At 50.2% G+C, this 23,496-nt stretch carries 19 protein-coding genes; 10 read left to right on the forward strand and 9 right to left on the reverse strand.

Going from position 1 to position 23,496, the window contains the following annotated elements; genetic code table 11:
• The first annotated feature begins 79 nt into the window (after window positions 1–79).
• The 3 genes from CBE68_RS01430 (at window position 80) to CBE68_RS01440 (ending at window position 1,626) form a co-directional block, all read left to right on the forward strand.
• Window positions 80–469: a CidA/LrgA family protein gene (locus CBE68_RS01430; RefSeq protein WP_087504277.1), complete on the forward strand. Its 390-nt coding sequence runs from the start codon at window positions 80–82 to the stop codon at window positions 467–469.
• The gene (locus CBE68_RS01435) at window positions 466–1,152 is read left to right on the forward strand and encodes an LrgB family protein (protein ID WP_087504278.1); all 687 of its coding nucleotides are present in this window, start codon (window positions 466–468) and stop codon (window positions 1,150–1,152) included. The genes CBE68_RS01430 and CBE68_RS01435 overlap by 4 nt, the downstream gene beginning before the upstream one ends.
• A gap of 72 nt (window positions 1,153–1,224) precedes the next feature.
• Window positions 1,225–1,626, forward strand: a complete 402-nt coding sequence (locus CBE68_RS01440) for a hypothetical protein (protein ID WP_087504279.1) — start codon at window positions 1,225–1,227, stop codon at window positions 1,624–1,626.
• Between the two features lie 253 nt (window positions 1,627–1,879).
• Here the strand turns inward: CBE68_RS01440 and ilvC are convergent, their stop codons facing one another.
• Complete coding sequence (ilvC, locus tag CBE68_RS01445; protein ID WP_087504280.1) at window positions 1,880–3,367, reverse strand: ketol-acid reductoisomerase; 1,488 nt, start codon at window positions 3,365–3,367, stop codon at window positions 1,880–1,882.
• Between the two features lie 112 nt (window positions 3,368–3,479).
• Here ilvC and ilvY point away from each other — a divergent pair, with 112 nt between their 5' ends.
• The 4 genes from ilvY (at window position 3,480) to CBE68_RS01465 (ending at window position 7,116) form a co-directional block, all read left to right on the forward strand.
• Window positions 3,480–4,370 carry an HTH-type transcriptional activator IlvY gene (ilvY, locus tag CBE68_RS01450; RefSeq protein WP_087504281.1) on the forward strand — a complete coding sequence of 297 codons (891 nt, stop codon included), beginning with the start codon at window positions 3,480–3,482 and terminating at the stop codon, window positions 4,368–4,370.
• Between the two features lie 258 nt (window positions 4,371–4,628).
• The gene (locus CBE68_RS01455) at window positions 4,629–5,876 is read left to right on the forward strand and encodes a porin (protein WP_087504282.1); all 1,248 of its coding nucleotides are present in this window, start codon (window positions 4,629–4,631) and stop codon (window positions 5,874–5,876) included.
• A gap of 6 nt (window positions 5,877–5,882) precedes the next feature.
• Entirely contained in the window at window positions 5,883–6,419 is a 537-nt protein-coding gene (locus tag CBE68_RS01460) for an FMN-binding protein (RefSeq protein WP_087504283.1), read from the forward strand.
• Window positions 6,397–7,116 (forward strand): PepSY-associated TM helix domain-containing protein, encoded by a 720-nt coding sequence (locus CBE68_RS01465; protein ID WP_158100462.1) that lies wholly within the window; start codon window positions 6,397–6,399, stop codon window positions 7,114–7,116. The genes CBE68_RS01460 and CBE68_RS01465 overlap by 23 nt, the downstream gene beginning before the upstream one ends.
• 334 nt (window positions 7,117–7,450) lie before the next feature.
• Here the strand turns inward: CBE68_RS01465 and CBE68_RS01470 are convergent, their stop codons facing one another.
• The 3 genes from CBE68_RS01470 to CBE68_RS01480 form a co-directional block, all read right to left on the reverse strand.
• Window positions 7,451–9,658, reverse strand: a complete 2,208-nt coding sequence (locus CBE68_RS01470; protein ID WP_087504285.1) for a xanthine dehydrogenase family protein molybdopterin-binding subunit — start codon at window positions 9,656–9,658, stop codon at window positions 7,451–7,453.
• A 1-nt stretch (window position 9,659) separates the two neighbouring features.
• Complete coding sequence (locus tag CBE68_RS01475; RefSeq protein ID WP_087504286.1) at window positions 9,660–10,118, reverse strand: (2Fe-2S)-binding protein; 459 nt, start codon at window positions 10,116–10,118, stop codon at window positions 9,660–9,662.
• 189 nt (window positions 10,119–10,307) lie between these two features.
• Window positions 10,308–10,976, reverse strand: a complete 669-nt coding sequence (locus CBE68_RS01480) for a DUF3313 domain-containing protein (RefSeq protein WP_087504287.1) — start codon at window positions 10,974–10,976, stop codon at window positions 10,308–10,310.
• A gap of 290 nt (window positions 10,977–11,266) precedes the next feature.
• On the opposite strand from CBE68_RS01480, the gene CBE68_RS01485 reads away from it, so the two are divergent.
• A complete protein-coding gene (locus CBE68_RS01485) occupies window positions 11,267–12,175 on the forward strand; it encodes a glycoside hydrolase family 16 protein (RefSeq protein ID WP_087504288.1) in 909 nt (302 codons plus the stop codon).
• A gap of 389 nt (window positions 12,176–12,564) precedes the next feature.
• Here the strand turns inward: CBE68_RS01485 and ggt are convergent, their stop codons facing one another.
• Window positions 12,565–14,250, reverse strand: coding sequence for a gamma-glutamyltransferase (gene ggt / locus CBE68_RS01490; protein ID WP_087504289.1), 1,686 nt, complete (start codon window positions 14,248–14,250; stop codon window positions 12,565–12,567).
• A gap of 190 nt (window positions 14,251–14,440) precedes the next feature.
• Between ggt and CBE68_RS01495 the strand changes: the two genes are divergently transcribed.
• The gene (locus tag CBE68_RS01495; RefSeq protein ID WP_143824449.1) at window positions 14,441–15,904 is read left to right on the forward strand and encodes a phosphate/phosphite/phosphonate ABC transporter substrate-binding protein; all 1,464 of its coding nucleotides are present in this window, start codon (window positions 14,441–14,443) and stop codon (window positions 15,902–15,904) included.
• Between the two features lie 50 nt (window positions 15,905–15,954).
• Here CBE68_RS01495 and CBE68_RS01500 read toward each other — a convergent pair whose 3' ends face one another.
• From CBE68_RS01500 to CBE68_RS01510, 3 genes are all read right to left on the reverse strand, one after another.
• Window positions 15,955–17,166 (reverse strand): cellulase family glycosylhydrolase, encoded by a 1,212-nt coding sequence (locus CBE68_RS01500; RefSeq protein ID WP_087504291.1) that lies wholly within the window; start codon window positions 17,164–17,166, stop codon window positions 15,955–15,957.
• Between the two features lie 321 nt (window positions 17,167–17,487).
• Complete coding sequence (pntB, locus tag CBE68_RS01505; RefSeq protein ID WP_087504292.1) at window positions 17,488–18,888, reverse strand: Re/Si-specific NAD(P)(+) transhydrogenase subunit beta; 1,401 nt, start codon at window positions 18,886–18,888, stop codon at window positions 17,488–17,490.
• 5 nt (window positions 18,889–18,893) lie between these two features.
• Window positions 18,894–20,435: a Re/Si-specific NAD(P)(+) transhydrogenase subunit alpha gene (locus CBE68_RS01510; RefSeq protein WP_087504293.1), complete on the reverse strand. Its 1,542-nt coding sequence runs from the start codon at window positions 20,433–20,435 to the stop codon at window positions 18,894–18,896.
• A gap of 553 nt (window positions 20,436–20,988) precedes the next feature.
• Between CBE68_RS01510 and epd the strand changes: the two genes are divergently transcribed.
• The gene (gene epd / locus CBE68_RS01515) at window positions 20,989–22,074 is read left to right on the forward strand and encodes an erythrose-4-phosphate dehydrogenase (protein ID WP_229744601.1); all 1,086 of its coding nucleotides are present in this window, start codon (window positions 20,989–20,991) and stop codon (window positions 22,072–22,074) included.
• A 68-nt stretch (window positions 22,075–22,142) separates the two neighbouring features.
• Here epd and CBE68_RS01520 read toward each other — a convergent pair whose 3' ends face one another.
• A complete protein-coding gene (locus CBE68_RS01520; RefSeq protein WP_087504295.1) occupies window positions 22,143–23,099 on the reverse strand; it encodes a DMT family transporter in 957 nt (318 codons plus the stop codon).
• Window positions 23,100–23,496: the final 397 nt, after the last annotated feature.

A 23,496-nucleotide genomic window follows, 5' to 3' on the forward strand; every position in this document is an offset into this window, starting at 1 on the left:
GCTGCTGTAAATAAAATTGATGCTGACTTAAAATTGATACGTATTTTAAAACAGTATCGTCTAACCCATCACCACATTCATGAAGCAAGTGACTCGACTCCAACAAACAGGGCAGCTCCTCATCGGACTTGGCATCATCTTGCTGATTCTGTGGCTGGGTAACCTGATTAGCTCGGCCACCGGCAACTATATTCCCGGTTCGATTATTGGCATGATTGTGCTCGCCACCTGCCTACAACTAAAAGTGATCCGTTTGGCTTGGGTTGAAGGGGCCGCCAATCAGTTTATTCGCTGGATGTCATTGTTATTTGTACCAATCGGCGTCGGCTTAGTTGATCAGCTTGGCGTGCTGAGTAATGCCCTATTGGCCATTATCATCACCTGTGTATTTGCCACGTTGGCGCTACTCGCATTGGTCGGTTGGGGAGTGCAACTGACCTACAAGTCGTCGCAGCAGGATCGGTCATGAATTGGGTTTACTTACCATTGACCATCGGCATTTACTGGCTGGCTTTACAGCTACATCGCCGTATCAAAACGCCACTGCTGAACCCTGTACTGGTGACGCTGGCTGCGCTGGTCGCGTTATTGCTGCTAGCCGATATTCAGTATGCCGCTTACGATCAGTACAGCCATATACTGACTGACTTATTGCAACCTGCGGTTGTCGCACTTGGCGTCCCTCTGTACTTGCAAATTCACACGATCAAGCGGGACTTGCCGAAGATATTAGCCGCCGTGCTGATTGCGGTGATTGTCGCCGTCGGTTCAACGACGGCAATTGCCTTAGCGCTGGGGGCAAGTGCAGACATTGCAGCGTCGCTAGCCCCAAAATCGGTAACAACTCCAATCGCAGTGTTAATTTCAGAACAAATTGCCGCCCACCCATCGATCACAGCCATCGCCGTGATCATAACTGGCCTGGTGGGCTCTGTGGTTGGCATTCCATGGATGCAAGCACTGAACATTCATCATCCGAAGGCACAAGGCATTGCCATGGGCGCTGCTTGTCACGCTCTGGGCACAGCTCGTATTGTTGAGCTTGGCGAAGAGCAGGGCGCCTATTCAGCCCTCTCTCTTGTCTTTAGTGCCGTGTTTAGTGCCATGCTTTGCCCGCTATTGGTGCCACAAATCGTCTCGCTGATGAACTAGTCTCAGAGTCACCGCCGGTTGCCATGAGCAAGTGCAGCTATACTGCTGCTAGGTGACTATGAGGAGACTAGGATGTCGAACTTTCAAATCGATTGGCATAACCGATACTCCGTTGTCTCGTTCAGCGGCGAGCTAAGCGCTACGGATATCAACGAAGCGAATATCGCCTTGCATCAAGATAAGCGCATTGCTACCCACATCGGCTCTTTGTGGGATTTCAGCGGCTCCACCATCACACCGAATGGCCCTATTGCAATTAACTTCGCAGTGGGGTTGGATGTCGCATCTTCGTTCATTATTCCAACCAAATTTGTCGCGCTCGTCGCTTGCTGTGAACCTATCGAACGCTTGTGTCAGCGTTACATAGATACCTGTCAGCAAGCCGGCAGCAGCTGGCAATGCCAAATCTTTAGCACGCGATCGAAGGCACAACACTGGTTAGACGCAGCAGCACTCGATCAGGCGAGTATTTGAAGCAATACCGGCTATGGATTCTGGCAGTTTTTTGCTTGAGTGAGCTTGGGATTTTTTAGGCAAAGACGTGAAGGAATACGAAGAGTATTTCGAGCCTTCTTTGCCTTGTTAGTTGGCTTTAAATTGAGGCATTTTCACGAAGGAATAGTGGGCCTATTTCGAGTGGAAATAACGAAGAGTTAAAGCCAAATAACAGGCAAAAAAAAGCCCAACACAAGGTTGGGCAACATACTACAAACTACCGACAGTCAGGTCACTGAGAAACTTCTACAATCCGTTTCATGTCGGTCATGTACCCACGTAGGGTCTTACCGACAATCTCGATAGGGTGGTTGCGAGTGGCTTCGTTTACTTCTTCCAAACGCATGTTGTCCACACTATTGCTCTCAAATTCAATCCCTTTACCAATGACTTCAGTAGTCAGGTTAGGCATGAGCTTTTCGCGCAGCAGCGGCACGGCAGCGTGTGAGAACAGGTAGTTGCCATATTCGGCAGTATCTGAAATCACCACGTTCATTTCGTACAGTTTGCGGCGAGCAATGGTGTTTGCAATTAGTGGGGTCTCGTGGAGCGACTCATAGTAAGCCGACTCTTCGATGATGCCGGCGTCGACCATGGTTTCGAAGGCCAGCTCTACGCCCGCTTTGATCATCGCTACTAGCAGAATGCCTTTGTCGAAGAACTCTTGCTCATCGATTTCAACATCACACTCAGCGGCTTTTTCAAAGCTGGTTTCGGCTGTTTCTTCGCGCCACTTCAACAAGTTTGCATCGTCGTTTGCCCAATCTTCCATCATGGTGCCAGAGAATTCACCGGCGATAATGTCATCCATGTGTTTTTGGAATAATGGAGCGAGTAATTCCTTCAACTCTTCAGCCAAATCATAAGCTTTGATTTTAGCTGGGTTGCTCAGGCGGTCCATCATCAAGCTGATGCCACCAATCTTGAGCGCTTCAGTCACAGTTTCCCAACCGTACTGAATCAATTTTGCGGCGTAGGCTGAGTCCATGCCGTCGGCTACCATTTTCTCGTGGCCGAGAATCGCGCCGGTTTGCAGCATGCCACACAAAATGGTTTGTTCGCCCATCAGGTCAGATTTAACTTCTGCCACGAAAGAAGACGACAATACGCCAGCACGGTCACCACCAGTTGCAGATGCCCAAGCTTTGGCTATGTCGTAGCCCATGCCTTGAGGGTCATTCTCTGGGTGAACAGCAATCAACGTAGGGACACCGAAACCACGCTTATATTCTTCACGTACTTCAGAGCCTGGGCACTTCGGAGCAACCATCACTACAGTGAGGTCTTCACGAATTTGCATGCCCTCTTCAACGATGTTGAAGCCGTGGGAGTAACCCAAAGTTGCGCCTTGCTTCATCAGCGGCATAACCGTTTCAACAACGTTAGTGTGTTGCTTATCTGGCGTCAGGTTGCACACCAGATCCGCAGTTGGGATCAGTTCTTGATAAGTACCAACGGTAAAACCGTTGTCAGTGGCTTGCTGCCACGATGCGCGCTTTTCTTTAATGGCAGCTTCACGCAGGGCGTAGCTAACATCCAGACCAGAGTCACGCATATTCAAACCTTGGTTCAGGCCTTGGGCGCCACAACCAACGATTACGACTTTCTTTCCTTTGAGGACGTTGCAGCCATCTGCAAATTCGTCACGTTTCATGAAGCGACACACGCCAAGCTGAGCGAGTTGTTGTCTCAGGTTAAGGGTGTTGAAGTAGTTCGCCATGGTAATAAATTCCTCAATTTCGACGAGGCCATTCTAGAGATCCTTAGTGATTTCGTAAAATGACATATTTTCAAGACTATGTTTCAATATATGAAATGATTTATTTGGGAGCATGGTGTTGGACATCCGTTCTTTGAGAATGTTCTGCCACTTGGCAACAAGCCTACATTTCGGTCAAACCAGCAGCGCCATGCACGTCAGCGCGCCTACTTTAAGCCGAACCATTCAACGATTGGAAGAAGAAGTGGGGGATGCGTTGTTTAGTCGTGACAACCGTCGTGTTGCGCTGACCGATGCTGGTCAAAAGTTCCTTCTGTTTGCTCAGCGAGTCCTGCTCGACTGGCAAGATTTAGAGCACCAACTGTCAGCGGAGCATCAAGCGCTTAGTGGGCAGATTCATATTTATTGTTCGGTCACCGCGAGCTATTCATTTCTCTATGACTTGCTCAACGATTTTCGCCACCAACACCCTGGCGTCGATATCAAACTCAGCACTGGCGATCCGGCCGATGCCCTAGATTGGGTGAAAGAGGGCACCGCTGATATTTCGATTACCGCCAAACCCGACAAGCTATCGAGCGGTTTGGTGTTTCAAAAGCTCGGTGACGCGCCGCTTCAGATGGTCGGCCCAATCGTGCCATGCCAAGTGAGCCAACAACTTGCCACTGACGATATTGACTGGGAGCAATTGCAATACATTCTTCCTGAACGCGGTTTGGCCCGCACCCGACTCGACAAATGGTGTAAAAGTCTTGGTTTTAAACCTCAAGTTCATGCTGAAGTATCCGGCCATGAGGCCATTGTTTCGATGGTGGCGTTAGGTTTGGGGGTAGGGCCTGTGCCATTACCAGTACTGAAAAACAGTCCGTTGCGCAGCAATATTAGAGTGCTGCAATTACCAAAGTCATTTGGCCCTTTCGAGGTAGGCTTGTGCAGCAGCAAACGGGGTTTGCAAGATCCTAAGGTTGCTGCGTTTTGGGCGCTGGCAAAAGCGACCCCATAGCAATGGCATCATGGTCAACGTCAATTGACTCGACGAATCGACAGCAAAGTTGATCCACTGCAAAAATCGAGAAACAGCAATGGTTATCATTGGCAACTTCTGACGTATTCATTGATCAGAATCATGGAAACCTACATATAAATAACAATCGTTCTTATTTACATTACTTTTCATTAGATCCATAATCGCTCCATAACAAGCTGGTTGCATTAGCAACACACAGCAAACACTTGCACACTTTGATACGGAGTTTCACCCATGCACTTCACCATCAAGCCAGTGGCGATGGCACTGACTGTTGCCTTGTCGACTGCAGCCGCAGCTGCGGACAAAGAACCGAGCGTCGCCGAACTAATGGAAATGATCAAAGCTCAACAAGCAATGATCGACAAACAAAACCAAATGATTGAGCAGCTCTCTCAAAAAGTAGAGAAAGTTGAAGAAGAAACGGTTGCTAATACCGAAGCAGTGGAAGCCACTGTGGAAGCCATTGAAACAGCATCAACGGGTGAAGGCACCGCTTGGGATCGCCTGAGCTTTGGTGGCTACGGCGAGCTGCACTACAACAACCTAGACGGTTCTGGCGGCGCTAGCGACAAGAAAGAAATCGACTTTCACCGCTTTGTTATGTTCACCGGCTACGAATTTACCGATGATCTCAGATTCTTCTCTGAACTGGAGCTAGAACACTCACTTTCTGGTGATGATAAGCCCGGTGAAGTGGAGTTAGAACAGGCCTACATCGAATACGATTTTAATGACAACTACTCAGGTAAAGTCGGTTTGTTCTTGCTACCTGTCGGTTTCTTGAACGAAACCCACGAACCTCCAACGTTCTACGGTGTTGAGCGCAATAACGTCGAAAAGAATATTATCCCAACCACTTGGTGGGAAGCGGGTACCGGCGTGTTGGGTAAATACGACAACGGTGTTAGCTGGGGTGCTTATGTACACTCGGGCCTGAAAACCAGCGCCGACAAGAGCTACAAAATCCGCAATGGTCGCCAAAAAGTGGCTGAAGCAGCGGCAGACGACTTAGCTTACACGGCAAACATCAAGTATACCGGTGTTCCTGGACTCGAGCTGGGTGCGACCCTGCAATACCAAGGCGATATCACTCAAAGTGAAGATCCAGATGCAGGCAGTGCTACTCTGGTTGAGTTTCACGGCGCTTACCAATACGAGCAATTCGGCTTGCGTACCCTGTTCGCTATCTGGGATCTCGATGGCTCCGGTCCAAAAGCAATCGGCGCCGATGAGCAATATGGTTTCTATGTTGAACCTAGCTGGCGTTTGAATGAATCATTTGGCGTGTTTGCTCGCTTCAGCGAGTGGGACAACCAAGCAGGTGACGACAACAGCGAAAGCGAATACAGCCAATATGACTTTGGTGTCAACTGGTGGCTGCACCCGCAAGTCGTTCTCAAAGCTGATTACCAAATTCAAGATAATGAAAATGGTAAAGAGCAAGAGGGCGTTAACCTTGGCATGGGTTACCACTTCTAAATCGCTATGAAACCGATCATTACGCTGCTATTGATGTTATTGCTGGCCTCGCCTCTGGCGCTGGCCAAGGGCGAATACATGAGTCAATCAGCGTTTTTGACGCAAGCGTTTGGCGAGTCGATACCGGCTCGTCAAACCCTATGGCTGCGTGGCGATCTGAAAAAAGATGTCACCGCACTGCTAGGCCATCGCTATGGCAAAATCCGCTTGCACTATTGGCAACAAGGCACCACCACCAGCTGGATTCTTGAGCAAATCGGCAAAGAGCGGCCCATTACTGCCGGCTTTGTGGTCGACCAGCAGCGCATCGTCCAAGCCCATGTACTGGTATTCCGTGAATCGCGCGGCTGGGAAATCAAACGCTCCGCCTTTACCCAACAATTTGAATTTACTGAACTGACCGATGATAATCGGCTGTCAAAACATATTGACGGCATCACTGGCGCAACACTTTCAGTTAACGCGATGAATCGCATGGCAAAGTTAGCGCTTAGACTCGATCAAGAGGTTCAGCTCACCCTTGCGCATCACCAAACTAACTAACCGCTTCCTACTCAACTGGCATCGCCAGATCGGATTATTTGTCGCCATTTTGGCCCTTAACCTGAGTATTACTGGGGTACTGCTGCAACATACCGAGTTGTTTAAACTCGACCGCACCTACCTGACTTCGTCTTGGCTACTCAATTGGTACAACTACCCGGAACCAAACGTAGACGTCGTGCATTTGCGCCAACAACAAGTGATTCAAGTAGATGACCAAATTCTGCTGGGTGAAACCATTGTCGGTAACAGCAAAGGGCAGCTTTGGGGTGCAGCCGAAACTGAAGAATCGATATTAATCGCCAGCGGGTACGTGTTGATTTGGTTGACTCACGACGGCGAAGTCATCGACGTCATGCCAAGTCCAATTGCAGATTCCCGCTCGACATTGGCTCGCACCGGTGATCAATTCCAAATCTGGTCCGAAGCCGGTTGGCTGATAGCAGATCCGGAACTATCCGATTGGCAATTGGCATCCGAGCCAGGGGAGCTACCATTGGCTGTTGAGCCCACTGACTTTCGTCAAATCCATTTGCCGAGCGAGTTGAGTGTTGGCATCAGCCTCGAGCGGCTAATGCTTGACTTGCACAGTGGTCGATTGTTCGGCCCGGTTGGCGTAGTGCTGATGGATCTGGCCTCAGTCGGTTTAATATTGCTGGCGATTTCCGGCTGCTGGCTGTGGCTACGCCGACGCTAAAATGCCTTCGCCAGCCTAAACTTTCACTCTAATTCTTACCAACGAATGGATCTTGGCACGACATTATCCCGTAGCAATTCAGGCAGACCTTTTTCCTGAAGGTTCGATCAGGTTACGCCAAAACAACAAAGGACTATGGCGACGAATTGGACGGTTGAAACAGGGCGGGCTGATTAGTCATTTGGCAGGATCACGCCAAAGCCGAAAAGCCGCAGTGCCACTTGCAAAAAGGCCCACCTGGGCGCCCCGAGACGTCGGGGAAACTTATCAGATCACAAAGCCCACCAAAGTTGGTGGGCTTTTCATGAGCCAATTTCAAACGATGAGTCAGTAATTAACTCATGCGGGGCTTAATGGGTAAGTCGCGATAACGCTTGCCGGTAGCGGCAAATATCGCATTGGCCAAGGCCGGTGCAAACGGCCCGACACCGGGTTCACCTAAGCCGGTTGGCTCTTTGTCGGATTCGATAAAGTGGGTTCTGACATTTGGCATATCAGGGATCCGCACCACCGGATAGTCGTGATAATTGGAGTTGGTCACCGCACCATCTTTAAAGTGGATTTCGGTATGCAGCGCCAAGCCCATTCCCATCACCACTGCGCCTTCCATTTGAGCGGTGGCACCATCTTTATTGACCACCTGGCCGCAGTCCACCGCACAATCGACGTTTAACACCTTGATATCATTACCATCGACTTTGACATGAACCGCCATTGCGACATAGCTCTGGAAGCTGTAATGCACTGCAATGCCAATGCCTTCACCCGCAGGCAGTTTACGGCCAAAACCAGATTGCTCAGCCGCCAGTGCCAGTGTCGCTTTTGAGCGCGCCACTTGCTCAGCCTGCTCCGCATTGGAATTAGCGTCATACACCTGATTCAAGAAGGTGACGGTATCTTTGCCGGCTGCATGGGCCAATTCATCGGCGAAGGAGCCAAAGGCAAAGCCGTAAAAGATGGCGTAGACCGCCCGATACCAACCAATGCGGGTATGCGGTGGTGCCTCACCCGATTCACTGCGAAAGTTGGCAATGCCAAACGGGTGGGTGGCAATGTCGTTTACATGGCCTTTGGGTGCATAAGGGTGACTTGGATCGAATAGGGTGGCAATTGATGGAAATGCCGCGCGATGCAACCAGCTGGTGACTTGGCCATCATCATCCAAGCCTGCTTCAATATGCTGCGCATTGATGGAGTGATAGTAGCCGGTGCGCATGTCTTCTTCGCGACTCCAAGTCAGCTGAATCGGCAGGCCAGTTTTCTCTGACAACACCGCCGCCTCATGGACATAGTCGCACTTGAACTTGCGACCAAAGGCGCCGCCGGAAATCATCACATGGACGGTGACATCCTTCTTATCACGCTTAAAGTAGTCAGAAAGCACCTTCTGGATGTCGGCAGGACTTTGAGTCGAAGCCCACACTTCAATGCCTTCCGGTTTCACCCATACCAAGCTTGCATTGGGTTCCATTGGCGCATGACATAGGTGACCACCGGTGTATGTCGCTTCGAGTTTCTTGCTGGCTGAGTTCAAGGCGGCATCGACATCGCCGCGTTCAACCATGACATTAGCGGGCTTTTCAACATTGGCGACCAGTTGCTGACGATACTGCTCGGTGTTATAGACCTTATTGGGCCCGTAATCCCATTCAATTTTTAGCTGCTTCACTGCTTGCTGCGCAGTCCAAGTATTATCGGCCACAACAGCCACACCACCGACTGAGCCATAAGGCACATCGTAACGGTCAATGGCAATCACATGGCTGACACCTTTAATCGCTTTGGCCGCTGAGTCGTCGAGCGATTTCAACTTACCGCCCAGCACTGGGCAATGGACAATCGCCGCATACTTCATCCCGGGTACGGTGGCATCGGCGCCATAAACGCGCTGACCTTGAATCACCAGATCAACATCGTGTCGTTTCAGATCTGAACCAATATAGCGGAAATCGGCTTTGCTCTTGAGCTGCGGCTTTTCGGGAACCGGCAGGGTAGCAGCCACTTTGGTCAGCTCACCAAAACCGAGTTTGGCATTGGTTGTTTTGTTAACGACAAAGTGGTCTTTGGCAACGCAATCGTCTGCCGATACTTGCCACGCTTTAGCTGCCGCCAGCACTAACATTTCCTTTGCTGCCGCGCCGGCTTCTCGCATCCGGGTATACATCACCCGCATACTGGCCGAGCCACCGGTTGCTTGCGAACCGTATTTGTCTTCGTCGCCATCGGCCTGCAATACGGTAACCCGATTCCAATCCGCTTCTAACTCTTCGGCAACAACGGAACCTAGCGCAGTGCTAATGCCCTGACCCATTTCACAACGTCCAACATAAATTGTGGTATCGCCATTGTCAGCGATCTTGAGGTAAGCATTCGGTGAATACGCTTGCCCAGAAGTTGCGCTGCTAGCGGCAAAGCCGGGCAGGGTAATGCCCATCATTAAACCACCAGAAGTTAATGACGCCGCTTTGAGGAAGTTGCGGCGACTGTCATCAACGGCAACCGGCGCTTTGCCTGCTTCAGTTAGTTTCAACCAAGGTTTCATGCTACACCTCCTTGGCCAATTCATCGGCGGCAGTTTGGATCGCTTTTTTGATCCGCTGATAAGTACCGCAACGGCAGATATTACCCTGCATGGCATTGTCGATCTCTTGCTCGGTTGGCTTACTATTCTCAGCCAACAAACCTGCAGCATTCATGATCTGGCCAGCCTGGCAATAACCGCATTGCGGCACATTGTGCTCAAGCCAAGCTTTTTGTAGTGGGTGGTTAGCGTCCTCAGACAGCCCCTCAATGGTGGTAATTTTGGCACCGTTGAGGGCAGCAACCGGCATGGTGCATGAGCGGCGCGCTTTACCGTCAATCAGCACGGTACAAGCACCACATAGGCCCATACCGCAGCCATACTTAGTACCTTTGATTCCTAGTCGATCGCGGATAAACCACAGTAGTGGCATATCTGCAGGAACGTCGACGTCATAGTCTTTTCCGTTAATGGTGATCATGAAAGCTCTCTCGTGGGCAAGGCAGATGTATTTTTATTGTTCAAGCTAGCATGGCTCAAGGGCAGCAACGAGCGCAAGATAGTAAAATGTAACAATTTTGATCTTGCGAACAAGCTGGTTTTCGACAGTCGCTTTTAGCAATAAAAAAGCAGCTATGAAAGCTGCTTTTTTGCTGGTTATAGAGATGACTTATTTCAGATCGCGTTTGATACCTGCAACCATCTCTTGGTTCCATTTGTCGATAACAGGCTGAACCATGTCGAAGTTGAGCACAGCTTCGTCGTCCTCAACTTCCTTGCCGATACCAACCAAGAAGGCGGTACTTAGCAACTCACCGGTGACTGCATCAATCACCTCGCCCTCCACCGTTAATTTGGCGGCAAGGTTATCCAAGTTGCCAGTGGCCGCCGAAGCAATGAAGGCAATCGGTAAATATTGAATCGCTGATAGTCCCTGATCATCTATCGATGCGCCGGTAATCGCCAGTCGCAAGCGAACGGTTCCAGGTTCAGCTTTAGTCACTAGCTTGCCGGTGCTTGCTGCCGATTTGGTAATACTGTCGTTGGTATACTTAAGAATGTCAGCCAACACTTCATCGCTAACTTTATCTGATGTCATCGGGGCGGGGAAAAACACCACCGGATCGATCATCAGTTTGCTGTACTTGCCTGAAGCGAATTCATCGCTCACCCAGCGCATTTTGAACAAGTCATCATCACCGGTTGGAATTTCAACCATGCTGTCATACTGACTCAAAAATCCACTGCGTTTGACTTCATCTTCTGCTGTCGATCCGCAACCAGCCAGCAAACCAGCGGCAATAATCGCTGACAAGATTGCTTTGCACTTCCCTAACATGGCTTTTCCTCTTTATTGTTCAGTTAATTAGTTCACCAATGCTGTTAATCTTCTGATGCTTACGATCGACATTAGTTCCATTGCTTAGTGGCATCTTTTGACGAGCTCGAAGTCGAGATTGAGCTAACATGAAATTGATGGTTGCAGTTGAATTTCGTGAACAGGGTCAATGAGTGGCAAATAAAAACCATGAATAGTTTCCCATGTAAGCCCTTACATGGTGAAATACTAATCGAGGGCTCATAATAACCTCACGCCCAACCCACAAGACCAGAACAACAAGAGACGCTATGAAATCACACATCACCACCTGCGCAGCTGCAGTCATGACGGTTGCCACCTTAACCGCTTGCTCATCAGGTACAACCTCACCAGCAGTGGAGGCATACGACGGTTACACCGGCCAGTATGACAACTTCACCTTGGTTATGGATGAGCGTTTCGATTCATTTGATCCAAAGGTCTGGGAGCGCGGTGATGGTGCAGTTGGCCATGAAGCAGACTGCCGCTTTCAACCGCAAGGGGTTGAGATTCGTGATGGTGTGATGGCATTAACGGTGCGTAAAGAGCCTGTTGCGGCAGGATTTTCTGAAGACCACCAGCTGCAAAAACGAGCCTATGAATTCAGTTGCGGTGAAATGCGTACGGTAGAAAAATTCAAATATGGCCGCATTGAAGCCCGTTTTAAAACACCAACAACGCCTACATCCGGCTTTATTTCATCGTTGTTCACCTATGATCGCGATGATGGCATGTGGCGCGAGATTGATATTGAGCTCGAGGGCGGTCGTCCTGGCTCGATGCAATCCAACTTAATCTTTGCCGATGGCGCATCCGATCCGGATTTTGCCTGGATCCACACCCGCGCATGGGGCGCTTGGGAAGCTCTACACCCAATGACCAAGGCCACCAGTGAGTGGACGGTTTATGCCATTGAGTGGACCCCGGATTATATGGCGTGGTTTATGGATGGTGTCGAAGTGCGCCGCTTGACCAATGCCGACTTGGACAACAAACCCTATAAAGAGCCACAAGTGAACAAAACGTGGGTGCCAGAGACTGATACCAAAATTATGATGAATTTCTGGATCCCAACTCGCCAAGTCGGTGTTCATTTTGGCGGCGACCCAATCGACAACGCTTACCCAATGACGGCGGAGTACGATTGGTTCCGCTACTACGCATACACTCCCGAATAGCAAACAATTTCCACCCCCCTATGAGGTAATTTGGAGCGCATCGCGCTCCTTTTTTTGTGCGCACGCACCATCAAAGAGTGGCGTGTGTGCTTGATATGCATGCATCCGCCGCACGGAAGCGGCGGCTGAGCCATCATGGAAGATTTCACGGCGTCATGCAGAGCAAGCATATACGGCACGACTTAGCGGACTGAGACCAACTCGCCACCAAAGAAGTTTGTTTCACCAATTTTGATTCCCTTCCGATACAGCCTGGTGGGATACCCATCTTGGCGTCATGCAGAGCAAGGGTACACGGCACGACTTAATGGACTAAGACCAACTCGCCACCAAACAAATTTGTTTCCCTTCACTACAAATCAGCAAGCCAAGTCGGCTAAGCCCTTCACTTAGTAGCCAGCAGCCTGACCATCTTTGCGACTCTCAGAAGCGCCGTAATAAACACCGGTTTTGAGATCGCGCAGAATCGCTTGATAGCCGCCAAATGATCCAGAGTTTTGCTGCAATACATGACCCCGCTTAAGCAACTGGCGGCGTGTCATAAAAGAAAACCCTTCTTCCAAACTCAACACACCACCGTCTAGCATTTCTTCGCCGGTTGGCTGCGAGGAGCCAGTGTGGAGGATCCGCGGCGCATCGCCAGCTTCTTGCAGGTTCATGCCGAAATCAACCAGGTTGATGACAATCTGGGCATGGGCTTGTGGTTGAGTCGCACCGCCCATCACGCCAAAGCTAACCCAAGGTTTGCCGTCTTTGGTAATGAAAGCAGGGATAATGGTGTGAAACGGCCGCTTACCCGGCTCATAAACATTAATATGGCCTTCCTCAAGGGCAAACAACTCACCGCGATCTTGCAGCATGAACCCCAAGTCGTCAGGCACCATACCTGAGCCCATGCCGCGATAATTGCTCTGGATTAGCGACACCATGTTGCCATGTTTATCGGCGGTGGTGAGGTAGATGGTATCGCCATGGACTATCCCTGCATCAACGCGCTTGGCCGCTTTGCTCATATCAATCAATTGCCGGCGCTTATCGGCATAGGATTTAGAAATCAACTGCGGCACAGGAATCTGATTAAAATCGGTATCGGCGTAGTACTTGGCGCGATCGGCAAATGCTAGCTTCTTTGCTTCAACAAAAGCATGAACATAATCTGCCGAATCTAACCCCATCGCTGAGACATCAAAACCTTCCAGCACATTGAGGATTTGCAGCGCGGCAATACCTTGGCCATTGGGTGGCAACTCCCACACGTCATAACCACGATAATTAGCCGAGACGGGCTCCACCCACTCGGAGCGATGGCTGGCTAAGTCGTCATAGCTGAGAAAGCCACCGTTGGCTTTCATATAGTTAGCAATAGTTTTGGCAATATCACCTTTGTAGAACGCATCGCGGCCGCCCTTAGCGATGGCTTTGTAGGTGTTGGCCAATCTTGGGTTGGCAAATACATCGCCTTTGCCCGGGATCGCGCCACCCGGCATGTAAGTTTCAGTAAAGCCCGGATACTTGCTGAGTTTTGGTGCGCTACGGCCAAGGTAGTAAGCAATAAGCTCAGAAACCGGGAAGCCCTGCTCGGCATAATCGATAGCGGGCTGAAGAATACTGGTCATCGGTAACTTGCCAAATTTGCCATGTAGCTCAAACCAACCGTCCACGGCACCCGGAACAGAGACCGGCAGCGGTCCGTGGCTTGGGATCTTGTCTAAACCCTGCTGTTTGAAATAATCGAGAGTCAGCGATTTTGGTGATCGACCCGATGCATTGAGGCCGTACAGTTTTTCGGTTTTTGCATCCCAGACAATGGCATATAAGTCACCACCAATTCCGCAACCTGTCGGCTCTACCAGACCCAGCATGGCATTGGCGGCAATGGCTGCATCAATGGCATTGCCACCTTGCTTCAACACATCGAGTGCCACTTGAGTGGCCAGAGGCTGGCTCGTTGCTGCCATTCCGTTAACCGCAATCACCTCCGATCGACTGGCAAAATCATGCCCAGTCACTCGATCGTAACTCCAGCCGGGCAAAGTAAAAACGGCGATGAACAGCATCCAAATGTGGCGTCGCATATTAGCTCTCCAATGGTAATTCGATGCCCAGCTTACGCGCTGGAAACAATAAGATCACGCTTTCGTTCAACCAGTTACGTAATCGAGTTAGGTTGGGTTTAAGTCCACAATTTTGTCAGTTTCAATTTGCCATCAGCCACAGCCCGATTAGGCTTAAAGCAGATACAGCAACTCAGCAGCGAGGCTGGCAGTGGCAAAAACGATTTTCTGCCGTTACCTAATCATCATGGCTTGGTCGGTGGCAGGTGTTGCGCTCTCGCTACCATCTGCGATAGCGGAAGAACTCGTTCGTATTGGCGTTATCGCTAAACGAGGATACGAAATTACCCTGATGCGCTGGCAACCGATGGCCGATTATCTGACTGGCCAGATCCCCGGCTATGAATTTGAAGTGCTGCCACTAACATTCGACCAAGTGCCGCAAGCAGTTGCTGCTGGCAACGTTCAATTTGTATTGGTCAACGCGTCGATGTACGTGCAGCTGGAACGGGATTACGGCATCACTCGCATTGCAACACTCAAGAATCAGAAGTCGGGTAAGGTATTCTCAACATTTGGCAGCGTGATATTTAGCGACAACCGTAAATTTCAGCTTCACAAAGCCAAGCAACTCAGAAACAAGCGGATAGCAGCCGTTGACAAAGCGTCTTTGGGTGGCTGGCATATGGCCTTGAAAGTGATGCTCGACAATGGCATCGACCCAGACCATGATTTGCAGTCGGTGCAATTCAAAGGCACTCATGACCGTGTGGTGCAAGCAGTGTTGGCAGGCGAAGCCGATGTTGGCATTGTTCGCACCGACCATCTTGAGAAAATGGCCAATGAAGGAAAAATCGATATTTCCCTGATCAGTGCCCTGCCACCACCAAACGATAGCCTCACCGGATTCCCATTTTTATTGTCAACAGAGTTATACCCGGAGTGGCCATTTTCTCGCGTTGCCTTTACCCCTGATGAGTTAGCCGAGAAAGTCGCCGCAGCACTCATCACAATGCCACAAAATGGCGCTGCGGCAGCAGCGAACATTGCCGGCTGGACCGTTCCATATCATTACAAACCAGTTCGTATGCTATTGCAGCAACTCAAGTTGCCACCATACGACAAAGCCAAACAAGTCGACTTAAAACAAGTCACTGAGCAATATGCCATCACGATAATCACTGCAGCTTGCACGCTATTATTATTGGCTGGCTTGCTTGTTCGTCAGCATTTATTGACCGAAAAATTGCGCCAAAATGAACAGAATCTAAAGCGCTTTTCCCACCGCCTCAGTCTGGCAACTAAAGCCGGAAAACTCGGGGTTTGGGAGTGGCACAAAAACCAAAAGGAGCTGATTTGGGATCAGCAAATGTATCAGCTATTCGAAGTTTCAGCTGATAGCGATACGCCAATCGAGAATCAGTGGCTAGCCAAAGTCCACCCAGATGATTATCAAATGGTGCTGGATCACCTAACCGAACTGCGTTTGGCAGGCGACCAATTACATTGTCAGTTTCGTATCATATTAGCCAACGGCAGTCTGCGTACCATTCGCAGCGCATGCGTCATAGCACCGGCAACAGAACGATTCGATTCATACATGGTCGGCGTAAGTTGGGAGGTAGCAAGCAACTCGTTGGCGGAGATGAATGAGTCGCGGGCTGGAAGGCCATAGCCCATAAAAACCGGCCACAAGGCCGGTTCATCAAACAAACAACACAAGCTTTAATAGTCGGCAGCAGAGCCGCGCACGACGCAAGAAGCACTGTTCTCCCAACCCCAGCCGTCGCCATCAGGATCGTTTGACGCGTCAGCGCAATAAGGGAAGCCATTTGGCGCATTGCCACCAGCCACCACAATACAGCTTTGGTTATTCTCCCAGCCCCAGCCATCGCCATCTGGGTCAACAGCTGCGGAGCTGCAGGTTGGGTAGTCTCCCGAACCACCGCCGGAACCACCTCCTGATTGACCGGTGTAAACACCGGCCAGTACCGACGTGCTGCTAATACCATTGCTGCCATTAACTAGGGTATTGCCCCAACCACTGAGGCTGTTGGCATTCCAGTTGTTGACGATATCCAAATCAGCGGTACTGGCATCGTTTCCAGACCATGACCAGCCCAAATAGCCCACACCCAGGGTTTCAGCGCGCTCCATGATCGAGGCTTCATCAACGTTTGAGCCTTTGTGAGTTGAAGCAAACTCACCTACCACTAACGGCATGCCATTGTTGGCAAAGCTAGTCATGTAATTGTTGATGGTGTTGTAGCTGTTGTAGACCTCATACATGTGGACACTGAACACAACATTTTTATCTGGGTCGGCATTGAACACAGTCTGAGCATTGTCACGCATGACATTTTGCCAATCTTGCCCCCAGTTCGGCGCATCAACCATTAAGGTGTGGCTGAAACCGGCATTGCGCAATCGCGTAATCGCCGCTTTGTGACCATCAATCCAAGCGCTCGCCGACTGGCCATTACCAAAAGGTTCGTTACCAATATTGATGATGACGTAATCTTCCTCGCCAACCAGCTCATTCTTCATGCTGATCCAATAGTCAACCGCTGAAGCCAATGTCGCAGCAGCACTGTCTTCGCCGTAGCCAGTGGTATCGTGGACTTCGAGCACGGCTACCAGTTTTTCGGCTTTGGCTTTCTGGATGATATTGCGAATATCGCTGGCACCGTTGTAGGTCCAGCGGTGACCGTTGCTCAATACCACTCGAACCGTATTGGAGCCCGTATTGGCGATACCACTCATTGCGCCATCCAGTTGCGAGGTATACCAAGTGTGGGCATGGTTAATCCCCCGCATGACAAATTTATTGCCATTGCCATCGTAGAGATCGCCACCAGAGACATAAAAGCCTGCACAAGCTGCAGAAGAAAGGCTTAGCGCACATAGCGCCAGCGCTGATTGTGTGATTTTTTTCATCGGGTTACCGTTTTAATTGTTTTTTGACTTTGAACATCCACCTCTGTCTTGAACGCAAAACGCTCAAACTACGACCGACAAAATGTAAACGGTTACCATCAATTCGTTAAATTCATGCTTAACAAAAAACCACAAAAAATGATCATTTTTAGCAAAATAAGATCGAAATCACTGTTAAAACCAAAAATAAAAACAAATCAAAATGACACTATATGTAAACGGTTACTTATTATCTCAATTGATCGTAACGAGCTGACTGATGGCCAAGGCAAAAAAACCGCCTCAATGGAGGCGGTTTCTAATATCGATTTAGCGAGCGAATTACAGCGCTTTGTTGATGTTATCAACCGAGGCTTTGGCATCGCCAAACAGCATCCACGAATTCTCTTTGAAGAACAATGGGTTTTGCACACCAGCATAACCAGTGTTCATAGAACGCTTAAACACAATCACTTCTTTAGCATTCCAAACTTCCAATACTGGCATACCAGCAATCGGACTGTTTGGATCGTCTTGCGCTGCAGGGTTCACCGTGTCATTGGCACCGATCACCAAAACCACATCCGTTTCAGGGAAGTCATCATTGATTTCGTCCATTTCCAACACGATGTCATATGGCACTTTGGCTTCAGCCAACAGCACGTTCATGTGACCCGGCAGACGACCGGCAACCGGGTGAATACCAAAGCGAACATCAACACCGGCATCACGCAGCTTTTGGGTGATCTCAGCCACTGGATATTGCGCCTGCGCAACCGCCATGCCGTAACCTGGGGTAATGATCACTGAGTTAGCATTCTTGAGGATTTCCGCCACTTCTTCAGCTGACGTTTCCTTGTGCTCACCCTGATCTTCGTCACCGCCTGAACTTGAACCATCGGTACCAAAACCACCGGCAATCACGCTAATGAACGAGCGGTTCATCGCTTTACACATGATGTAAGACAGAATCGCACCTGACGAGCCAACCAAGGCACCTGTTACGATCAGCAAGTCGTTGCTGAGCATGAAACCGGCAGCCGCTGCGGCCCAACCTGAGTAGGAGTTGAGCATTGACACAACCACAGGCATGTCAGCACCACCGATGGACGCTACCAAGTGCCAGCCAAACGCAAAGGCAATCAGAGTCATCACGATCAACGGCCAAGTCACACCGCCTTGTTGCACGAAGTGAATCATCAGCACGGTTGAGAACACAATCGCCATCAGGTTGAGCTTGTGCTTGAACGGAATGCTCAGTGGCTTGGACGACATAATGCCGCGCAACTTGCCGAAAGCGACAATTGAGCCGGTAAAGGTCACCGCACCGATGAAGACGCCTAAGAAGACTTCTGTGAGGTGAATGTTGACCACTGCAGAATCCATCGCCAGCTTTTCAAACTCGGATAGATTGTGGTGTTCAAAGTAGCTGTTGAAGCCAACCAGCACCGCCGCTAAACCAACGAAGCTGTGAAGAACCGCCACCAATTCTGGCATTTCGGTCATTTCAACTTTCAGTGCCAAGCGGATACCAATGATGGCACCGATCACCATGGCCACCACGATGTAGCCAACGCCGCTGACTTTCGGGTCTAAAATAGTCGCCACCAAGGCGATGGTCATACCGGCAATACCATACCAGTTACCAGCTTTGGCGGTTTCTTGCTTGGACAGGCCAGCAAGCGACAAGATAAATAACAGGGCAGAAACAATGTATGCCGCAGTAACTAATCCTTGAGACATTCTGCTTACTCCCCTTTACTGAACATCTTCAACATCCGGTGGGTGACGGTAAAGCCCCCGAAGATGTTAATGGCGGCAATCAATACCGCTATAAAGGCCAACACAGTGATCAGCCAGCCCTCAAGCCCGACCTGCAATAACGCACCAACAATAATGATGCCGGAAATCGCATTGGTCACACTCATCAGCGGGGTGTGCAAGGCATGGGTGACATTCCATACCACGTAGTAACCGACCACACAGGCCAGAATGAACACAGTGAAGTGGGCAAGAAAATCAGCCGGCGCAACACTACCAACCCAGCCGAAGGCAGCAACACCGGCGGCAGCAAGAGCAGGCTTCAACCAAGGCTTCGGCGCTTTTGGCTCTTCTTTCACTGGCTCTGGTTTTGGTTCAGCTTTCGGCGCAGCGCTCACTTGAATCGGAGGAGGAGGGAAAGTGACTTCACCTTCTTTCACCGAGGTCACACCGCGGATCACCACATCTTCAAAGTCGATGTCGATGTTGCCGTCTTTTTCTTTGCACAGCAGCTTCAACAAATTAACCAAGTTGGTGCCGTAAAGCTGGCTTGATTGACCCGGCAAGCGCGATGGCAAATCGGTGTAACCAATAATGGTGACATCTTCTTTAACCACGACTTTTTCAGGTTCAGTCAACTCACAGTTACCACCGGTTGCGGCAGCCAAGTCAACGATCACGCTGCCTGGCTTCATCAGTTGCACCATGTCTTCGAGGATCAGCTTAGGCGCTGGTTTACCCGGAATGAGTGCGGTAGTGATAATGATGTCAACTTCTTTGGCTTGCTCGCGGAACAAGGCCATTTCCGCGGCAATAAATTCTTCTGACATGACTTTGGCGTAACCATCACCAGAGCCTGCTTCTTCTTCAAAGTCGAGCTCTAAGAACTCGGCACCCATGGAGTTAATTTGTTCTTTCACTTCTGGGCGAGTATCAAAGGCGCGTACTTCGGCACCTAGGCTACCGGCAGCACCAATTGCAGCCAAACCGGCAACACCTGCACCAATCACCAATACTTTGGCCGGTGGCACTTTACCTGCGGCAGTGATTTGGCCGGTGAAGAAGCGGCCAAAGTGGTGGGCCGATTCAACCACGGCGCGATAACCGGCAATGTTGGCCATTGAACTTAATGCGTCGAGTGATTGGGCACGGGAGATCCGTGGCACCATATCCATCGCCATCGCACTGACTTTGTTCTCCGCCAGTTTGTTCAATAACGCTTCATTCTGGGCAGGCCAGATGAAGCTGATCAACAATGCACCCTCTTTCAGTTGATCGGCTTCGTGACCGTCAGCGGTCTCTATCGGACCATTAACTTTTAGGACGATGTCACTTTGCCAAGCCGTTTGACGATCGACGACTTTAGCGCCTGCTTGTTCGTATGCCTCATTACTGAGGCTGGAGGCAAGTCCCGCATCCGCTTCAACCACCACGTCAAAGCCAAGCTTAAGCAGCTGGGCAATGCTGGTGGGAGTCGCAGCAACACGTTTCTCGTTGTTTGCGATTTCCTGTGGAATCCCGATTTGCATGAGATGGTTCCTAATTGTACTGGTACTCTGTCACACCCCTATGGCTTGTTGCTAAAACGGAGTGTGAAAAACAGGCGTTCTTTATCAGTCATTTACCTTGGTAAAAAATTGACCAAGAACAACCCCATGTGGCTTTTTAACGCTGTAAGCTTGTTGTTGGACCTGTTATGAACGACTTTCATTCGGCTAACGGCCCGTTATTATAGTTGCTCATTTGTAGTTACTGATTGCAGCGACTATTTGGGCAACTTCACTTACCTGTAGGACAAAGTCAACGGGCATCATACCGGCAAGTGAAAAAATATGCATCAAAAATGACTATTTAGTCACAATCATTTAGTTATTTTCTTATCTCAAACTTATTTTAAGCAACAAAAACAAACTATTACCAAATAGACGGCCATTCATTTGTTACCCACTATCGGGTCGCCGTAATACTCTCTCGCGCACCACATCAGCAACAAATCCAAACATCAATGGCATAAACCCGCAGCGGAACTTTTGAGTGTGTTAAAGTGCTGCCAGCACCGTTGTTCACTTTTTGCGAGTTTGTATGTCCATGCAGTTTCCCAGCTTAGATAAACCCCTTCGAATTGCCATCAACGGCTTTGGCCGCATTGGCCGCAGTGCCTTTCGGGCCCTGTATGAGTCTGGGTTGAGGGATTACATGCAATTAGTGGCGATTAACGAACTGGCGACCCCAGAAGCGATTCGCCACCTGACTCAATACGACACTACTCACGGCCGATTCTTTTTGCCGGTCAGCATTGGTGAGGGTGTGCTTTGGGTCGAAGAAGATGCCATTGCCCTCACTCACGAAGCTGATCCAGAGCAGTTGCCATGGGAAGAGTTGCAAGTGGATATCGTCCTTGAGTGCACTGGCGTGTTACACAGTCGCGAGGATGCCGAAAAACACATCACCGCGGGTGCCAAAAAGGTGATCTTTAGTCACCCCGCCGATGCTGATGTTGATGCCACCATTGTCTTTGGCGTCAACCAACATGAATTGCAGCCGCAACACACCATTGTTTCCAATGCTTCTTGCACGACCAATTGCTGCGTGCCGGTACTCAGTGTGCTGGATGAAGTATTTGGCATCGAGCGCGGTGCCATTACGACCATACACTCAATGATGCATGACCAGGTGGTGATCGACGCCTACCATCACGACTTGCGTCGTACTCGTGCCGCCAGCCAGTCGATTATTCCGGTCGACACCAAGCTAGCTCGGGGCATTGAGCGGGTGCTGCCTCACCTCGAAAACAAGTTCGAAGCGATCGCCGTACGGGTGCCAACCACCAATGTCACCGCCATGGATATTTCGCTAACGCTGTCGACGCGGGTCGATGTTGCCAGTATTAACGCCATGTTGAAGCAAGCCTCTGAAGAGCGCTTTATCGGCATCATGGATTACACCGAAGATGCCGTGGTATCGGCTGACTTTAATCACGATGAGCACTCAGTCATTGTCGATGGCAGCCAAACCCGAGTATCAGACGGTCATTTGGTGAAGTTGCTGATCTGGTGCGATAACGAATGGGGCTACGCCAATCGCATGCTCGACACTTGCCTGGCGCTTGCCACCATCACCGCCAACGCCGATGCTCAGCAAGATGATGAACCAGACGACGATGAGTGATAATCATTGATAAAAGGGCTGCCACTTGGCAGCCCTTTTAACTTGAAGTGAATCGATGTCGAGGTTTGCTAAGTGCTTGCTCGCTGGTGTAACGTCAGCCACAACACACTGCCAGTAACCATCAATAAGCCAATGGCCTGACCCCAACCAAAGGGTTCATTCAAAATAAGGTAAGCCATGACTGCGGTACTGACAGGGCCAATCGAACTGGTCACTGAGGCTTGATCGGCACCGATTCGACGAATGGCCTCACTGAACAAGTACCCAGGGATCACCGTCGCCATAATCGCCATGTATACCGCATGCCAATAGACTTCTACCGGCTGCGCAAACAGGGCGCTTAGATCTGCAGTGACGCCGTAGTAAAGCAGCGCCGCGGCGCTTGCCGATGACATCACCACGCTGCTGAAGATGCCCGCGCCAAACCATTGGATCATGCGTTTGCTGCACAAGGTATAAAAGGCAAAGCAAACGGCGGATCCCAATACCAACAACACGCCAGTGACAGTGCCTTCGCTATTGATGCTGAGTTCAGACCACATGCTCACCGCTATGCCAAGCCAACAGCAGGGGATGGTCCACAACAACGGTCGGTGAAAGGTCATGCCAAACAGGCTGCAGCCAAGCAAGACAACCAATAGCGGGTAGCTGAATAACACCACCCGCTCGAGTTGCGCGCTGATGTAGCTCAGACCAATAAAGTCCAACAAGCTAGCGATGAAATAACCCAAAATCCCGATTCCGATGACGGCTAACCCTTGTTTGCTCCACAGATGATGAGTTGTATTTGTTCGGCGCGACCATTGCAGCCCCAGGATCACCAAGCTAAATGGCAGCGTGAATGCCATGCGCAGCGCCAACAAGGTGGTTGCATCAACCCCGTATTGGAACGCCAATTTGATCGAAATGGCTTTGCTTGAGAACAGTGCTGCAGATGCAACACACAGCAGAGAGCCCAGCAAAGCCGAGCGATTTGGCCGCGCCAAACTCGGCGGTGGCTTATCAGTGCATGTTTCTGTGGTCATAGTTCGCCTCCCTAGCGGTTAGTTAACCTTTGCTGATAGGGCTGCGAAACGGGGGGCACTCTGGCTGCGTTTCGCAGCCAGATTTGAATGTTCAGTTACACACGCAAACAGGCTGCCGCTCGTTTAGCACGAGTAGCCAGTGTTGTTTGCGAAGGGCAATTGAACAGTTCATAAAGTTGGTCATTAAACAATGAAGCATCTTGCTTACAAGCTAGCGGCCAAGGTGAATCATGGCAAGACCGTTCGATTATTTATTGACCGTTTGTAGAGCACCTTTTGGACACTTTTGTTGACACTCACGTTGGTTGGCGGAGTGCTGAGAAGGGTCAACTCAGCAGCAGAGTAGCCGTCATAAGCTTGGATGCATCTGCCGCAGGGATGCGGCGGCTGAGCCATC

Origin of the sequence: Neiella marina (assembly GCF_002165625.1) — a bacterium.
Classification (GTDB): domain Bacteria; phylum Pseudomonadota; class Gammaproteobacteria; order Enterobacterales; family Neiellaceae; genus Neiella; species Neiella marina.

Excerpts from the sequence above, each read along its gene's own strand:
- CBE68_RS01430 (WP_087504277.1), top strand. The coding sequence starts at position 80 with ATGAAGCAAGTGACTCGACTCCAACAAACAGGGCAGCTCCTCATCGGA.
- CBE68_RS01435 (WP_087504278.1), top strand. The coding sequence starts at position 466 with ATGAATTGGGTTTACTTACCATTGACCATCGGCATTTACTGGCTGGCT.
- CBE68_RS01440 (WP_087504279.1), top strand. The coding sequence starts at position 1,225 with ATGTCGAACTTTCAAATCGATTGGCATAACCGATACTCCGTTGTCTCG.
- ilvC (WP_087504280.1), bottom strand. The coding sequence starts at position 3,367 with ATGGCGAACTACTTCAACACCCTTAACCTGAGACAACAACTCGCTCAG.
- ilvY (WP_087504281.1), top strand. The coding sequence starts at position 3,480 with ATGGTGTTGGACATCCGTTCTTTGAGAATGTTCTGCCACTTGGCAACA.
- CBE68_RS01455 (WP_087504282.1), top strand. The coding sequence starts at position 4,629 with ATGCACTTCACCATCAAGCCAGTGGCGATGGCACTGACTGTTGCCTTG.
- CBE68_RS01460 (WP_087504283.1), top strand. The coding sequence starts at position 5,883 with ATGAAACCGATCATTACGCTGCTATTGATGTTATTGCTGGCCTCGCCT.
- CBE68_RS01470 (WP_087504285.1), bottom strand. The coding sequence starts at position 9,658 with ATGAAACCTTGGTTGAAACTAACTGAAGCAGGCAAAGCGCCGGTTGCC.
- CBE68_RS01475 (WP_087504286.1), bottom strand. The coding sequence starts at position 10,118 with ATGATCACCATTAACGGAAAAGACTATGACGTCGACGTTCCTGCAGAT.
- CBE68_RS01480 (WP_087504287.1), bottom strand. The coding sequence starts at position 10,976 with ATGTTAGGGAAGTGCAAAGCAATCTTGTCAGCGATTATTGCCGCTGGT.
- CBE68_RS01485 (WP_087504288.1), top strand. The coding sequence starts at position 11,267 with ATGAAATCACACATCACCACCTGCGCAGCTGCAGTCATGACGGTTGCC.
- ggt (WP_087504289.1), bottom strand. The coding sequence starts at position 14,250 with ATGCGACGCCACATTTGGATGCTGTTCATCGCCGTTTTTACTTTGCCC.
- CBE68_RS01500 (WP_087504291.1), bottom strand. The coding sequence starts at position 17,166 with ATGAAAAAAATCACACAATCAGCGCTGGCGCTATGTGCGCTAAGCCTT.
- pntB (WP_087504292.1), bottom strand. The coding sequence starts at position 18,888 with ATGTCTCAAGGATTAGTTACTGCGGCATACATTGTTTCTGCCCTGTTA.
- CBE68_RS01510 (WP_087504293.1), bottom strand. The coding sequence starts at position 20,435 with ATGCAAATCGGGATTCCACAGGAAATCGCAAACAACGAGAAACGTGTT.
- epd (WP_229744601.1), top strand. The coding sequence starts at position 20,989 with ATGTCCATGCAGTTTCCCAGCTTAGATAAACCCCTTCGAATTGCCATC.
- CBE68_RS01520 (WP_087504295.1), bottom strand. The coding sequence starts at position 23,099 with ATGACCACAGAAACATGCACTGATAAGCCACCGCCGAGTTTGGCGCGG.